Raw genomic sequence first — 15,345 nt, forward strand, 5'->3', positions numbered from 1 at the left:
CATTTTATTATGTGTCAGAAGAAAAGCAGCAACTTACACAGTTGCTGCTTTCTCTTGTTCTTGTTCCATTTTTTGAATTTCAACACGTTTAATTTGATAAGCATCTTTTTCTAACACTTTAAATTCATAGCCTTCTGCTTCAACGTATTGTCCTTCTTCGATTTCATGATTTTGCATCATAATCCATCCACCGATTGTATCCACATCGTCTTCTTCAATGTGTAATCCAAACAAATCTTTTACTTCTGAGATAAGCACTTTTCCATCAACAATTTTATGATACTCGTTCACATGTTGAATTGGTGGTGCTTCATCTTCATCATATTCATCACGAATTTCGCCGACGATTTCCTCCAATATATCTTCAAGCGTTACAATTCCAGCTGTTCCTCCGTACTCATCATATAAAACAGCCATTGGAATTCGCTTCTTCTGCATTTGCAGTAATAAATCATGAATTGGAGTCGTTTCCATAACTTCAATAATCGGACGCATATACGTGCGAATCGATGATAAATCTTCTTGATCGTTGTTCATATATCGAATAAAGAAATCTTTTACGTTGACCATACCGATAATATCATCTTTATCTTCTCCAAAAATCGGATAACGTGTGTATCGTTCATTTTGGATTACTTTCATGTGTTCTTCTACTGAATCTTCAAGATAGAAACCAACGATTTCTGTACGCGGTACCATGATTTCTTTCGCAATGCGATTATCAAATTCAAAGATATTATTTACATACTTGTATTCAGCTTGATTAATTTCGCCACTTTCATAGCTATCCGAAAGAATAAGACGTAATTCTTCTTCTGTATGAGCTACTTCATGTTCAGAAGCTGGTTTCAAACCGAATAAACCAGTTATAACACGAGCTGAACCGTTCAATACCCAAATAAATGGATACATGATTTTATAGAACATCATTAACGGAGTTGCCAATAACAACGTTACTTTTTCAGCCTTTTGAATTGCCAGCGTTTTCGGAGCTAATTCCCCTACTACAACGTGTAAATATGTCATTAGCATAAAAGCAAGACCAAAAGTTAATACTGATGAAATAGAAGGATTTATGTTCCATTTCTCAAATAACGGGTGTAATAACTTTTCGATTGTCGGTTCACCTAACCAACCTAATCCCATAGCTGTAACTGTAATACCTAATTGACAAGCAGATAAATATTCATCTAAATTTGTTGTTACCTTTTTCGCTGCTAACGCACCGCGTTTCCCTTCCGCAACAAGCTGATCAATGCGACTTGAACGTATCTTAACAATCGCAAACTCTGCTGCTACGAAAAATCCAGTAAATGCGATTAAAATCGCAACCATGACTAAATTAAATATTTCCAATGAATCCCCTTAGTTAAAAAACTAAGGTGTCCACCTCCTGTATACTATAATGTTTTCTTATTTGTTCGTTAGAAAACATAGCCCGATACAAAAATTAAAGAGGTCGGATTTCACTTATTCTATAATAATAGAGCAAGTGTCTGTATTAAAGCTGTCGTTTGACCAGATAAAGATTTCGATATTTTTTCACGTTGTGAATCAGTCAATTCATCTAAAAGAGGCTTTAACTCTGTTAGTTCTGCTTCTAATCTATGAATATGGTCTGTCACTTCATTCACATGTTTCGAAACGTGTTCATTGATACCGAGCAGCTTCTTCTCCTCGATCTTCTCTTTAATCTCACAAAGCGGCATATGCATTTCTTTGCACTTCTCAATAAATTGTAATGTCTCAAATGCTGTTTCGTCGTAATAGCGATAATTAGATTGAGATCGCTCCGCTTTTAAGATACCTAGATTCGTATAATAATCAATCGTTCGTTTCGACACGTGAGCCATGAGAGCCAACTGTCCGATTCGATACACCTTCCCAACGATCTTCCCCCCTTGTTTATATTACTATTATCATACAATACATAAACTGTACAGTCAAACGTGATGGTTATCATTCACAAATTTCTAAATTTCATCCTTTATTAATAAAAACAATTAATCTATAACTATACAGCTTTTTCCTTTCAACCTTTCTTATTTAACAGCATACCTTACTAATAACGATTGCTTGTATAGGAGGAGATTAATATTAAAAAAACTATCATTTCTCATTTTTATAATGAAGAATACCTACTTCCATGGTGGCTTATGCATCATACAAAAATATTTGATCACGGCATATTAATTAATAGAGGTTCTACTGATCGTTCCGTAGAGATTTGTAAATTATTCGCACCCCACTGGGAAGTGCGAGATTCCAGATTTCTTGAGTTTGATCCAACAAATACTGATATTGAAGTGATGGGAATTGAAAGAGAAATTTCAGGTTGGAAAATCGTTTTAAATACTACTGAATTCTTTTGTTGTAATAATACAGAAGAGTTTTTCTCATCTCTTCATGCACTAGGACAAAATATGTATGCGATTAGAATGATTTTAATGATAGATAGCCATAAGTACAATTATTCAAAGCCAAGATACTCTATCCCATTAGTAGAACAACGATACCACGGCGTCTTCCCTTATAACCCAAAACTCGGATGTGCCTGGAGATTTATTCACAATCATCTAGATGGTGCATATTTACCTGGTAGACATTATTCGCGGCACGGGAATATAGTTTATGACTATCCTTCATTTATTTTAAAATTTTATTTTAGCCCTTGGAATGAACAGTCAAAGGCAAGAAAATTACAAATTACACCTACCCTTTCAAAAATAGGTGTTCAAATGGGACTCCAAACACATTACGGTCAATCTCCTGAAGAACTGGAAACACGTTTTTTAGAGCTTAGTAACGTAACTCAAGACCTCCGTAATAATCCTGAATATCAAGAATTATTTCCAAAGTTTAAACCATAATGTTTTTTGCATGGTCATCACCTCACACCATTTCATCCGCTTAATCAAAAACAATCTCATTTGCATAAAATATGAATACTGTATATATTATAAATTTTTATTTTAGGAGGAAAAAATGAAAGCTGTTATTCTTGCTGGTGGATACGGTACAAGAATTGGGGAAGAAACACATTTAAAACCAAAACCTATGATTGAGATTGGAACAAAACCTATTCTATGGCACATTATGAGTTTGTTTAGCCATTATGGGATCACTGAGTTTATTATTTGCTTAGGCTATAAAGGATATGCAATTAAAGAGTTTTTTCTAAATTACAACTTACACATGTCAGATTTCACAATACATTTAAGCGATAACACAATTACTAGCCATTCTCATCCTATAGAACCATGGAAAGTTACATTAATTGATACTGGTCTAAATACCGAAACAGGTGGACGAGTTAAAAAGATAAAAAATTATGTTGGAGACGAACCTTTCTGTCTCACTTATGGTGATGGATTAAGTAATGTAAATATAAAAGAACTTATTGCATTTCATAAAAAACACGGAAAAATGGCTACTGTTACAGCCGTACAACCTCCTGGTAGATTTGGTTCTCTCGTTTTAGATAAACAATCTGTCACATCCTTTCAAGAAAAACCACTAGGTGATGGTGGATGGGTTAACGGTGGATTTTTTGTTTTAAATCATGATATTTTCAATTACATTAGTGGAGATAAGTCTGTTTTGGAAACCGAAACTTTAGTTCAGTTAGTAAACAAAAATGAACTGGCAGCATTTCAGCATACTGGTTTTTGGCATCCCATGGATACATTGCGCGATAAAAATAAATTAGTCGAGCTATGGGAAAATAATGACGCTCCATGGAAGGTCTGGTAATATGACTTCATCATCTTTTTGGAATAAGAAAAAAGTATTTATTACAGGACATACTGGCTTTAAAGGCTCATGGCTCACCCTTTTTTTAACTTCTTTAGGTGTAGAAGTAATCGGCTACTCTTCTCACCCTCCCTCCACTCCTAACCTTTTTGAACAATGTAACGCAGCAAAAGAGTGCATTACAATTGAAGGAGACATTACAGATTACGATTCTTTATTCCATGCCATAAAACAGCACAAACCTGATATGATATTTCATTTAGCAGCTCAACCAATCGTCACCACTTCATACAAAGATCCTATTGATACATTTAAAACAAACGTCTTAGGCACTGTTCACGTATTAGAAGCAGCAAAGTACGTCGAAAGCGTACGTCTCATTATTAATGTTACGAGTGATAAATGTTATGCGAATGATGGGAGCGGTAATCGAGCATTTGTAGAATCCGACCGTTTAGGGGGCTATGATCCATACAGTGCTAGTAAGGCTTGCGCTGAATTAGTTGCAACATCATATCAAAAATCTTTTTTTCACACGAACACCCTTTCACTCGCCTCAGTAAGAGCAGGCAATGTCATCGGTGGTGGTGATTGGGCAGAAAATCGCTTATTCCCAGATATCATTCGTGCATATTTACAAGACCGTCCTTTAAGTATTCGAAACAAAAATGCTATCCGACCGTGGCAACATGTTTTGGATCCTTTACATGGATATATCCTTTTAGCTGAGAAACTTTGGAAGCATAAAGAGTATGCAGAAGCATGGAATTTCGGACCAATTAACGAGGCTAACAGAACCGTCCATGATGTCATTCAATCTGTAATAAAATTATGGAATAAACCATTAACAATACTTTCTCCCACTATAAATACTCCTTATGAATCACCTATTTTAACACTCGATAGTACAAAAGCAGTAAATAAACTGGACTGGACTCCTAAGCTATCCACAGAAAATGCTATCGCTTGGACCGTTGAATGGTACGAAAAATATGCATCCGGTGAAAATATAGAATCATTCACGCGACAACAAATCAATGCATTCAAAAATTTATAAGGGGGCTATAAAATGGAACAGAAAAAATGCCGTTTTTGCCACTCATTACTAACAAATACTTTTTTAGATTTAGGCGTTTCTCCTCTCGCTAACTCATTTGTAGCTCCAGAACACTCCTATAAAATGGAGCCATTTTATCCGCTGCACACGTTTGTTTGTAACTCTTGTTTACTTGTACAATTAGATGAATTTGAATCTCCGCACAATATTTTTCATGACTATTTATACTTTAGCTCTTATTCCTCCAGTTGGCTACTACACGCTAAGCAATATGTAGAAATGGCGATTAAGCGTTTCAACTTAACAAACCATTCGAAAGTGATTGAAATCGCAAGTAACGACGGGTACTTATTACAATACTTTCAAAAAGAAAATATCAAAACGTTAGGAATTGAACCAGCAAAAAATGTAGCAGAAATCGCTATCCAAAAAGGAATTCCTACTGAAGTGAATTTTTTCAGCAATGACTTAGCAAAAAAATTACCACAAGCTGATTTAATCGTCGCAAATAACGTATTAGCACACGTTCCAAACTTGCATGATTTTGTTGCCGGTTTAAAAACATTATTAAAACAAGATGGCACGATAACAATTGAATTCCCGCACTTATTAAACCTCATATCCTTTAAACAGTTTGACACAATCTATCATGAGCACTTCTCTTACTTCTCTCTTATAAGTCTTCAAAAAGTTTTAGCTCATCATCATTTACAAATTGTCGAGGTAGAAGAACTTGCAACGCACGGTGGTTCATTGCGTATTTTTGTAAACCATCACAGTGACTCATCCACTATCCATTCCAGTGTTACAAATATAATCCAAAAAGAAATAGATTACGGGCTAGATACTTTAGATTGCTATCTCCTTTTTTCTAAACGCATAGAACAATTGAAAATAAGTATTTTAAAGTTTTTTATCGAAGCAAAAGCTTTAAACAAACAAATTATCGGTTACGGCGCTCCAGCTAAAGGAAACACCCTTTTAAATTATTGCGGGATAGGAAAAGAATTTCTAAATTATACTGTAGATAAAAACCCTCACAAACAAAGTCTCCTTCTACCAGGAACCCGCATTCCAATACAATCTCCTGAAGAAATAAAACGTACAAAACCTGATTACATTCTCATACTTCCTTGGAATTTGAAAGACGAAATTATGAAAGAATGCTCCTTCATCCGTGAATGGGGCGGCAAATTTTTAGTGATGATCCCAGAAGTAGACGTGATCGAACCATGAAAAAAATCCTTGTAACAGGCGGTAGTGGATGGATTGGTAAATATGTTGTACATTCACTTATACAAAAGGGTTATGAAGTTCACGCCACTTACAATAAAAATAAGCCTTCTCACCTTTCCTGCCATTGGCATAAAGTAAACTTACTTCGCGATGAAGAAGTAAAAAAACTCATTTACGAAATTAAACCTACTTACCTTTTTCATTTAGCTTGGGAAGCAGTGCCGCCCAAATGCTATGTATCCATCAATAATTATTATTGGCTCCAGTCCAGTATTTCTTTAATCCAACACTTCACAACATGTGGTGGAAAACGAGTAGTTGTAGCAGGTACCGGTGCTGAGTACGAGTGGTTTAACGGTGTATTATTTGAAGATTCACCGCTTCTTTCCTATAAAACACCTTATTCATTATGTAAAAATGCATTGCACTCCTGGTTACAATCGTACGCAAAACAAACCGGCCTCAGCATGTGTTGGGGCCGAATTTTTCATATGTATGGCCCTTACGAACATGGTAATCGACTTGTATCTAACATTATCACTTCATTATTAAAAAACGAGGAAGCACTATGTACACATGGAAATCAATCTCGAGATTTTCTCCATGTGAGTGATGTCGCTGACGCTCTTGTGACCTTATTACAGTGTAACGTTACAGGTACGATAAATATCGCTTCTGGTCACTCTGTACAAATTAAAGAATTAGCTTCTATCATTGCCAAAAAGATAGGAAAAGAAAATTTAATTAAACTAGGTGCTATCCCTTTTCCTAAAGATGAACCTTTATTTGTCGGCGTTAATGTGGAACGTTTAAAAACTGAAGTAAAGTGGCTACCAACTTACGATCTAAACACAGGAATTGAGGAAACTATTTTTTGGTGGGAATCATTTATAAAAAAGCATAACGATATGCATCACTGAAACGCAGATCCTTTGTTCCTCCCGCTAGTTCTCTATACCATGTTTCTAATCTTTCAGGTGTAATAATATGATGCGTCCCCATTCCCGCATGTATACTACCTTGAGAAAGAGTTGGCCCGATTTGTAATTTGCGCCTTTTGATCGCATCATTCCACGGACTAAATCCAAACCATACAATACATGCAAGAGGTGGGTAATTCATAGACTCATGCATAGTTAAATGTCTTCCAGCCGTATAACTTCCATATTCGTGATTGTGAATGAACCTCCCTCTTCTCCACAGCTCCCAATCTTCAGGCAAGTAACCGTGAAATCGCTGTTTCATTAGAGAAATACTATACCTAAGTTTTGGATAATTATAGTTTGGATTTTCTACCATTATAAGGCCTTCTAACCAGTACATCCTCCCTCCTAAGTCTTTTAGTGATTTCCAGAACTGCTCTTTATCTTGTACACAAAGAAACTCAGTCGTATTTAAAATTATTTTCCACCCTTCTACCTCTTGTTCAACCCCCATTACTTCACGATCTGTTGCTAGTGCATCAAATTCTGGATTTTCAGAATCTCGCACTTCCCAATGCGGTGCGAACTTTTTGCAAATTTCCACAGAGCGATCTGTAGAACCTTTATTAATTAAAATACCATGATCAAACAGTTTCGTATGATGCATAAGCCACCACGGTAATAAATACTCTTCATTGTAAAAATGAGAAATAACGGTTGTAGTTATAATAATCTCCTCCTCTTTCTCTATTAATCTACTTTTTCATCCTACTCTTAATATACTTATCAGTTATGTAATTGGTTTCTTTTATTTTTAAAATATGTTTTTCTACCATATACTATGCTTTCTTCGACAACCACCATTTTCTAAAGAATCAACTCCGTACAATTAACATCCCAATAAACTGAAAATTAAGTTATAATATCATTATAAAATTATGAAGGAGGAATGCGCTCATGTACTACAACACTTCATTCGAAAACGATCAACCTGTAGTCCGTCTATAATCTAAGACGGGCATTCATATAACAAGTGCACTATGCCTCGTCTTAGGGAATAAATCATAACCCTAAAAATAGACGGAGGTAATTCAAATGAAACAAACAATTTTAGGAGCTATATGTTTATCTCTAGCAGCAAGTATTTGGGGCGGTATGTACGTCGTTAGTAAATACGTACTCGACTTTATTCCGCCACTTACACTCGTTTGGCTACGTTTTATTATCGCTTTTGTTGTTTTATATGTGATTTTGAAAACAACTGAAAAAAAGCAAAAGAAAAAAGTACCCATCCACAAAAAAGATTGGCTATTATTTGCTTGGATTGGATTCATCGGGTATTTCATTTCAATCACATGTCAATTTATCGGAACGAAATTATCCGATGCTCATACAGGCTCCTTAGTGACATCAGCTACACCTGCATTTATGGTTATATTTGCAGCGCTCATTTTAAAAGAGAAACTAACTGCTCGTAGACTTTTATCAACTATAATAGCGACAATCGGTGTCGTTATCGTTATCGGATGGGATTTTGAAATCGGCTCCTATTTTATCGGTACAATCATTTTAGTTGGGGCCGCTATTACGTGGGCTTTACTGTCCATTTATGTAAAAATCGCTTCCGCTCGATTTTCATCTTTAGTTATTACAACGTACGCAATATTTTTTTCACTCTTTTTCATTACACCTTTTATGGTATGGGAATTCCAAACAAATCCTATTGAACATATGAACATGTATGTAGTATTAGGCGTACTCTATTTAGGAATCATCTCAACCGCAGGTGCATTTTTTCTTTGGAATAAAGGATTAGAATTAATGGATGCTAGCATCGGCTCATTATTTTTCTTCTTTCAACCTATCGTTGGATCATTACTTGGTTGGTTCTTATTAAATGAGACGTTAAGCAGTAACTTTTTTATTGGTGGTATCCTTATTATATGTAGTGTTATAATTACTACTTTTGAAAAGCGAAAATAGTATAAAAAACAGGCAGAGACTTAGTCTCTGCCTGTTCGTATAATTGGGTCTTGATCATGGAACCCTATACAAATTGGTATATTACTTTGTACTCCACTACATGCACTTATAAAACTACACACTGTTTTTGCAATTAAATATAAAGTAATACCTACAGCCTTTTTATCTGAATCAAAGCCATTTTCAGCATACAAATCTGCTAATTCTACTGACCTCGGTCCCTCAATATCATACGTCCATTCACAAGCCCAATCATCATCCTCTTCCTCAAGTGGAATGTAATCGTCACAAACATAGAACTGACTATTCCATTCATTATCCAAATCATACTCAAAATAAATTGCTTTTACCTCTTCACTTGCAGTAATTTCTAAAGCTTCTTTCAAACCTATCCTCATACTTTCCCTGTATGAATCTAATGGAATCAATTTAATTCGCTCCGCATCCTCACTTGACGCTAGTGTGCGACAAATATCATAATACTTCGATTCTATTTGAGATACCGATAACGAAAATACGGCTTCCTGCATTTCCTCTAAATACTGAAAAATATCCAAACTATTTCACTCCATACTCTTTACGTAGTCCAATGAACTGGACGAGACAACACTTTCGGTAATTTCGTATATTTGTCCCCTTTCGCCGCATTAATTTGCACTTGCGTAAGAAAAATACTATTTGTAAAATCTGTCCCGCGAATATCTGCATCTCGCAAATCTGCTCCGATGAGATCCGCTCCCCTTAAATTTGCATCTCGTAAATTAGCCGCAATAAGATAAGCTCCTCTTAAATTTGCTCCTTGTAAATCCCTCTTTTTAAGGTTAGCTCCCATAAGATCTGCTCCGCGGTGACTGATTCGTTTTTTACGTGCAACATTCATTTCCTTCCATACTAATTCACTCGTCTCTAAAAGGAGAATGTTCACTTCTGCACGGTGTAATGGCACATTTACTTCCATTAACTCATCTGAACTTAAATTAGAAAGACGCTCTGTCTCTTCAATTGCTTCCTTCAGCTCTTTATGAATTGTCTGCGTCGCCTTTAATAGAATAGCTTCCTTCAAATACCAAAGCATTTCATGAAGCTGATGCATAACCGGAAAAGCATCATACATTTCTCTCGCATGCTCGGCATCTGTCCGCCAATCAATTCCTTTAAACGTAACTTGAGAAATCTTTTGTCCAGCACCGAAACATTCAAATACTGTACAACCTTTATAGCCTTTTCCTCTAAGATCTCTATGTATACTACATTTATAATCTGATTGTAGATTTGTACAAGGTTTACCACCATCTTTATTCACCGCAAAATCTACTGATGCTGCAAACGGTAATGCTACACAACATAATCCAAAACATTTTTCACAATCCGCTTTTAAACTATTGTAATTTACATCCTCTTCTACACGAAAATAGTCGTTATGATTAGTCAAAATATATACCCCCTGTTGTCTTTTGACTATTTCATAATATTCCAACTGCACTAAATAATCAATTTTAAAACAAATGGACCTATTTCATTTCAAACAACAACATAATCCGTCTATTTCTTTTCATTTAAAAAGGACACCCACTACAATATTAATTATAATTAAATTAAGAACTTTCAAATAACGAGGAGGATTACGATGGCATTAGAAATGAAAACAAACTGTCAAATTTGCGACCATTCCCTTCAGCCTGATTCTGAAGCATACATATGCGTGTATGAATGTACATTTTGTGCACCATGTACAGAGGAAAGACAAAACGTTTGCCCAAATTGTGGCGGCGAGTTAGTACGTAGACCGAAGAAGAAATAGAAAAAAGCAAAGCGATATCGCTTTGCTTTTTTCTGTTTCTGGGGTATATAGAAATTCTACCAATCACAAATTAAACATTTAAAAACTTAACACAAACAGGCTCTGGTACAACAACATCAGATTGTAACAGTGTTAACTTCCCTGTCGTTTCATTTCTTGAAAATAGCACAAGATTATGTGACTTTTCATTTGTAGCAATAAGAAATTTTCCAGTAGGATCTAACACAAAGTCCCTCGGCCAATTTCCTTCTGTAGATGTATGTGCAACAAATGTAAGTTCACCTGAGTTTTGATTTACACTGAAAACAGCGATACTATTATACCCACGATTCGCCGCATATACAAAACGGCCATCAGAAGAAATATGAATAGCACTTCCTTGACTATTTCCATCAAATTCTTTTGGAACTGTAGAAATATACTGCAACTCTGTAAAGGATCCTTCTTCCGGATAATATGTTAACACAATGACTTCCGAACTAAGTTCAGTCATCACATAAGCGTACTTTCCATTTGGATGAAAAGCAATATGTCTCGGACCGCTTCCTGGGTTCACAGACAAGCTATTCACTTCTTTTAATGTACTATCTTTTATTCCATATGTAATTATTTTATCAATCCCTAAATCAACACCTACCACATATTTTTCATCAGGAGTATATCCCGCGTAATGTGCATGTGGTTTTTCTTGTCTTTCTTTATTTGGACCTAAACCTTCATGTGCCATAATAGATGAAGCAGGATTTACAGTTCCATTTTCTTCATCTACTTCAAAAGACTCAATCGTTCCTTTATGGTAATTCGCTGTAACTACCGTTTGATTTCCACTATCCACACTAATATGACAAGGAGAAGCCCCTTCTACTACTTGTCTATTTTGTTCCTCTAGCTCTCCAGTATGACTATTAATCAAATAAGCAGCTACACCACCAGCTTCTCCTTCTTTTACAACAGAATAGAGATATTGATTATTTTTGCTAATCGTTACATATGTAGGGTTATCCAGCTTAGCCGCAAGTGTTACATTACTAACTTTTTGCGCTTCCGTATGTAAAGTAAAAGTATATATTCCTTCACTATTTTCTTTCGTGTAAGTTCCAACATATCCAATAAACTCTTTGTTATCCGTCATTTTCATAACCCTCTCCCTATAGTTTTTGTTCATCACACTTCTTACTAAGCAACCTAAAACTATTATTCATTGAAAGAATATCCTAAAAAATCGGAGTACCTCTTTATACGCTACCATATTTTTCTGCCAAATAGCCTCTAAACCCACTTTTTCTGAAAAGCTGCTATACTTTCATATTCTTCTTCCAAGTGACGGGCCAAACGAATATAGATCGGTGTTAAATCTTTATATTTCTCCACACTTTCCATGTTTGGCTCATGATAAAAATTGGCACCTACCATATTAGAAACTACATGTAATGTATCTACTTCACCTAAGCTATATAAACCGAGGATTGCCGCTCCTAGGCAAGAGCTTTCGAAACTTTCAGGAACGTATACGTCTTGATGAAAAATATCTGCCATCATCTGTCTCCAAAGTTCTGACCTTGCAAAACCACCTGTCGCTTGAATTTTTTTCGGTTCGCCAATTAGTTCTTTTAACGCAAGAAGAACTGTATACAAGTTATAAATGATTCCCTCTAAAACAGCACGTATAAGATGCTCTTTCTTATGATGTAGTCCAAGCCCAAAGAAAGATCCCCGCGCATTTGCATTCCATAAAGGAGCTCTTTCGCCTGCTAAATACGGATGAAATAATAAACCATCAGATCCAGGATTCACTTTTGCCGCTATTTCCGTAAGCACTTCATATGGATCTTTTCCTAAACGCTTCCCATGCTCAACTTCTAACGTACATAATTGGTCGCGAACCCACCTAAAAATCATACCACCATTATTAACCGGTCCACCAATTACCCAAAGGTCCTCAGTTAACGCATAACAAAAAGTCCTACCTTTCGGATCCGTTACAGGATGATTTGTGACAACTCGCACTGCACCGCTCGTACCAATTGTAATAGCAACTACTCCAGGTTCTATTGCATTTACACCTAAATTCGATAGTACCCCATCACTCGCACCGATTATAAAAGGAGTAGTAACAAGTACATTCATCTCTCTTGCAAGTTCTTCATTTATCCCTATTAAACTGTGCGTCGTTGGAACAACTGTAGATAGCTTTTTATCGGTAATTCCTGCGACACGAAGAGCTGCCTCATCCCATTTTAAAAATTTCAAATTGAACATTCCTGTTGCTGATGCAATAGAATAATCAATTACATATTCCTTAAATAACTTATAGAAAACATACTCTTTAATAGAGATGAATTTATAGCTTTTTGCAAACAACTCATCATGTTCATTCTTAAGCCAAACTAATTTCGAAAGTGGTGACATAGGATGGATTGGTGTTCCAGTACGAAGGTAAATTTCATGACCATTCATATCATTCTTTATTTTTTCTGCCCAGCTTGCGCTTCTATTATCTGCCCAAGTGATACATCTCGTTAACGGCTTCCCTGCTTCGTCTACAGCAATGACACTATGCATTGCCGAACTAAAAGAAACACAAAGAATATCAACTGGCTGCACATTACTTGATTGTATAGTTTCTTTAATCGTATGTATGACCGCTTGAAAAATCTCTTCTGGATCTTGTTCTGCTGTTTCTGGTGCGGGAGAATATAAAGGATATTCAATCCCATGACTTGCAATAACTGATCCATCAATCGAAAACAAAACTGATTTTGTACTAGTTGTCCCAATATCTACACCAATCATATATTTCGAGCTCACTATGTAACCCCTTTCAAATTATTCCTATAACAAAAGAGCACCATGATGTATACAAAAAAGACGCTCCCTTATGAGAGCTACGTTTTAATAAACTTCTCTCTCATAAGGAGGTCCTTTTCATAACTATAGTGCTATTTTGAAAAGTGAAATCTTCATTTCATTATAACTTAGGCGCTTTCGCCCAATCCGCAGCAAACTTTTCAATACCTTGATCTGTTAATGGGTGCATAGCAAGTTGTTCAATGACTTTATAAGGAATTGTTGCAATGTGAGCACCTGCCATCGCTACACGAGTGACATGGTCTGGGTGTCTGACAGAAGCCGCAATAATTTGTGTATCTAATTGATGAACATCGAATAATTCAGCAATTTTAGCAACTAATAATACGCCATCTTCAGAAATATCATCTAAGCGTCCTAAAAATGGAGAGACGTACGTTGCACCTGCTCGAGCAGCTAAAAGAGCTTGGTTCACAGTGAAAATAAGTGTAACGTTCGTTTTCACACCTTTTTCAGTAAGGTAGCGGCAAGCTTCTAATCCTGCTAGTGTCATCGGAAGTTTTATCGTGATGTTTTTATCACCACCGTTAATTTTAATTAGTTCTTCTGCTTGAGAGATCATTTCTTCAGCTGCAACAACATCTGGAGTTACTTCTGCCGAAACAGATTCAACGTTAGGTACTGCCTGACAAATTTCTGCAATACGGTCTTCAAACTTAATGCCCTCTTTCGCTACTAAAGAAGGATTCGTTGTAACGCCAGCTAAAACCCCTAGTTTATATGCCTTTTTTATGTCCTCAAGATTTGCAGTATCAATAAAAAACTTCATGATTCATTCCCTCCATTTTTTAAACGCTAACGAGTTATAATTTTAAAATTTTTATTTCTTTTCTACTGCATGTCCGCCAAATTCATTGCGCAGTGCTGCTACAACTTTTCCTGTAAATGTATCATTGTCTAATGAGCGGTAGCGCATTAATAGAGACATTGCGATAACAGGAGTTGCTGTTTGAAGGTCTAATGCTGTTTCTACTGTCCATTTTCCTTCACCAGAAGAATGCATAACGCCCTTAATTTCATCCAGTTTTGCATCTTTAGAAAATGCATTTTCAGTTAATTCCATTAACCATGAACGAATGACTGAACCGTTGTTCCATACTCTTGATACTTTTTCATAATCGTAGTCAAATTCACTCTTCTCTAAAACCTCAAATCCTTCACCAATGGCAGCCATCATTCCGTATTCAATTCCGTTGTGAATCATTTTTAAAAAGTGACCACTACCAGCTTTTCCTGCATATAAGAATCCATTTTCTACAGCTGTATCTCGGAAAATAGGTTCAACGATGTCCCAAGCTTCTTGATCTCCTCCGATCATGTAACAAGCACCATTACGAGCACCTTCCATTCCGCCAGAAGTTCCTGCATCCATAAAGTGAATGCCATCTGTCTTTAGTTGCTCATATCGGCGAATAGACTCTTTATAATGTGAATTCCCAGCTTCAATTAAAATATCTCCTTTTGATAACAGCGGTGTAACCTCATTAATAACAGAATCAACAACAGCGTGCGGAACCATAACCCATAGAATTCTTGGTGATTCTAATGATTGAACAAGTTCGTTTAAACTAGACGTACCTGTAGCCCCATACGCTTTCATTTCTTCCACTGCACTCGTATTTAAATCGAATGCAGCTACTTCATGTTTATGATCAATTAAATTCTTCCCTAAATTTAATCCCATTTTACCTAAACCAATTAATCCTACTCTCATAATACAATTC

Annotated in this window: 16 protein-coding genes; 7 read left to right on the plus strand and 9 right to left on the minus strand. The window is 36.0% G+C overall.

Annotated elements, in window-relative coordinates; all coding sequences use genetic code 11:
- Positions 1 to 33 precede the first annotated feature (33 nt).
- Together MKX37_RS16310 and MKX37_RS16315 are read right to left on the minus strand one after the other, a co-directional pair.
- Complete coding sequence (locus MKX37_RS16310) at positions 34 to 1,356, minus strand: hemolysin family protein (protein ID WP_002128314.1); 1,323 nt, start codon at positions 1,354 to 1,356, stop codon at positions 34 to 36.
- A gap of 119 nt (positions 1,357 to 1,475) precedes the next feature.
- Positions 1,476 to 1,880 (minus strand): MerR family transcriptional regulator, encoded by a 405-nt coding sequence (locus tag MKX37_RS16315; protein ID WP_078178706.1) that lies wholly within the window; start codon positions 1,878 to 1,880, stop codon positions 1,476 to 1,478.
- Positions 1,881 to 2,096: 216 nt separating this feature from the next.
- On the opposite strand from MKX37_RS16315, the gene MKX37_RS16320 reads away from it, so the two are divergent.
- The 5 genes from MKX37_RS16320 to MKX37_RS16340 all read left to right on the plus strand — a co-directional run bounded on the left by MKX37_RS16320 (position 2,097) and on the right by MKX37_RS16340 (position 6,966).
- Positions 2,097 to 2,870, plus strand: a complete 774-nt coding sequence (locus tag MKX37_RS16320) for a glycosyltransferase family 2 protein (RefSeq protein WP_078176817.1) — start codon at positions 2,097 to 2,099, stop codon at positions 2,868 to 2,870.
- Positions 2,871 to 2,985: 115 nt separating this feature from the next.
- A complete protein-coding gene (gene rfbF, locus MKX37_RS16325) occupies positions 2,986 to 3,753 on the plus strand; it encodes a glucose-1-phosphate cytidylyltransferase (protein ID WP_002014025.1) in 768 nt (255 codons plus the stop codon).
- Position 3,754: 1 nt separating this feature from the next.
- Entirely contained in the window at positions 3,755 to 4,810 is a 1,056-nt protein-coding gene (gene rfbG / locus MKX37_RS16330) for a CDP-glucose 4,6-dehydratase (protein WP_078422312.1), read from the plus strand.
- Between the two features lie 12 nt (positions 4,811 to 4,822).
- Complete coding sequence (locus MKX37_RS16335; protein ID WP_078422313.1) at positions 4,823 to 6,046, plus strand: class I SAM-dependent methyltransferase; 1,224 nt, start codon at positions 4,823 to 4,825, stop codon at positions 6,044 to 6,046.
- Entirely contained in the window at positions 6,043 to 6,966 is a 924-nt protein-coding gene (locus MKX37_RS16340; protein WP_002128317.1) for an NAD-dependent epimerase/dehydratase family protein, read from the plus strand. Before MKX37_RS16335 ends, MKX37_RS16340 begins: the two co-directional genes overlap by 4 nt.
- On the opposite strand, the gene MKX37_RS16345 is transcribed toward MKX37_RS16340, so the two are convergent.
- Positions 6,935 to 7,696 (minus strand): glycosyltransferase family 2 protein, encoded by a 762-nt coding sequence (locus tag MKX37_RS16345; protein ID WP_255288898.1) that lies wholly within the window; start codon positions 7,694 to 7,696, stop codon positions 6,935 to 6,937. The two genes, MKX37_RS16340 and MKX37_RS16345, sit on opposite strands and share 32 nt — an antisense overlap.
- A 368-nt stretch (positions 7,697 to 8,064) precedes the next feature.
- Here MKX37_RS16345 and MKX37_RS16350 point away from each other — a divergent pair, with 368 nt between their 5' ends.
- Positions 8,065 to 8,952: a DMT family transporter gene (locus MKX37_RS16350; RefSeq protein WP_078422315.1), complete on the plus strand. Its 888-nt coding sequence runs from the start codon at positions 8,065 to 8,067 to the stop codon at positions 8,950 to 8,952.
- A gap of 20 nt (positions 8,953 to 8,972) precedes the next feature.
- Here the strand turns inward: MKX37_RS16350 and MKX37_RS16355 are convergent, their stop codons facing one another.
- Both MKX37_RS16355 and MKX37_RS16360 read right to left on the minus strand, forming a co-directional pair.
- Positions 8,973 to 9,509: a hypothetical protein gene (locus MKX37_RS16355; RefSeq protein ID WP_078206697.1), complete on the minus strand. Its 537-nt coding sequence runs from the start codon at positions 9,507 to 9,509 to the stop codon at positions 8,973 to 8,975.
- Positions 9,510 to 9,529: 20 nt separating this feature from the next.
- Positions 9,530 to 10,384, minus strand: coding sequence for a pentapeptide repeat-containing protein (locus MKX37_RS16360; protein WP_002185327.1), 855 nt, complete (start codon positions 10,382 to 10,384; stop codon positions 9,530 to 9,532).
- 195 nt (positions 10,385 to 10,579) lie between these two features.
- Between MKX37_RS16360 and MKX37_RS16365 the strand changes: the two genes are divergently transcribed.
- Positions 10,580 to 10,753: a DUF1272 domain-containing protein gene (locus MKX37_RS16365; protein ID WP_001162783.1), complete on the plus strand. Its 174-nt coding sequence runs from the start codon at positions 10,580 to 10,582 to the stop codon at positions 10,751 to 10,753.
- A 70-nt stretch (positions 10,754 to 10,823) separates the two neighbouring features.
- On the opposite strand, the gene MKX37_RS16370 is transcribed toward MKX37_RS16365, so the two are convergent.
- The 4 genes from MKX37_RS16370 to gnd form a co-directional block, all read right to left on the minus strand.
- Positions 10,824 to 11,885: a lactonase family protein gene (locus MKX37_RS16370; RefSeq protein ID WP_002165362.1), complete on the minus strand. Its 1,062-nt coding sequence runs from the start codon at positions 11,883 to 11,885 to the stop codon at positions 10,824 to 10,826.
- A gap of 137 nt (positions 11,886 to 12,022) precedes the next feature.
- Entirely contained in the window at positions 12,023 to 13,564 is a 1,542-nt protein-coding gene (gntK, locus tag MKX37_RS16375) for a gluconokinase (RefSeq protein ID WP_033708043.1), read from the minus strand.
- Positions 13,565 to 13,721: 157 nt separating this feature from the next.
- Positions 13,722 to 14,390, minus strand: coding sequence for a fructose-6-phosphate aldolase (gene fsa, locus MKX37_RS16380; protein WP_000667685.1), 669 nt, complete (start codon positions 14,388 to 14,390; stop codon positions 13,722 to 13,724).
- 51 nt (positions 14,391 to 14,441) lie between these two features.
- Positions 14,442 to 15,335, minus strand: coding sequence for a phosphogluconate dehydrogenase (NAD(+)-dependent, decarboxylating) (gnd, locus tag MKX37_RS16385; protein WP_002014034.1), 894 nt, complete (start codon positions 15,333 to 15,335; stop codon positions 14,442 to 14,444).
- Positions 15,336 to 15,345 lie beyond the last annotated feature (10 nt).

It is taken from the genome of Bacillus sp. FSL R5-0709, assembly GCF_038004785.1.
Classification (GTDB): Bacteria; Bacillota; Bacilli; order Bacillales; family Bacillaceae_G; genus Bacillus_A; species Bacillus_A mycoides.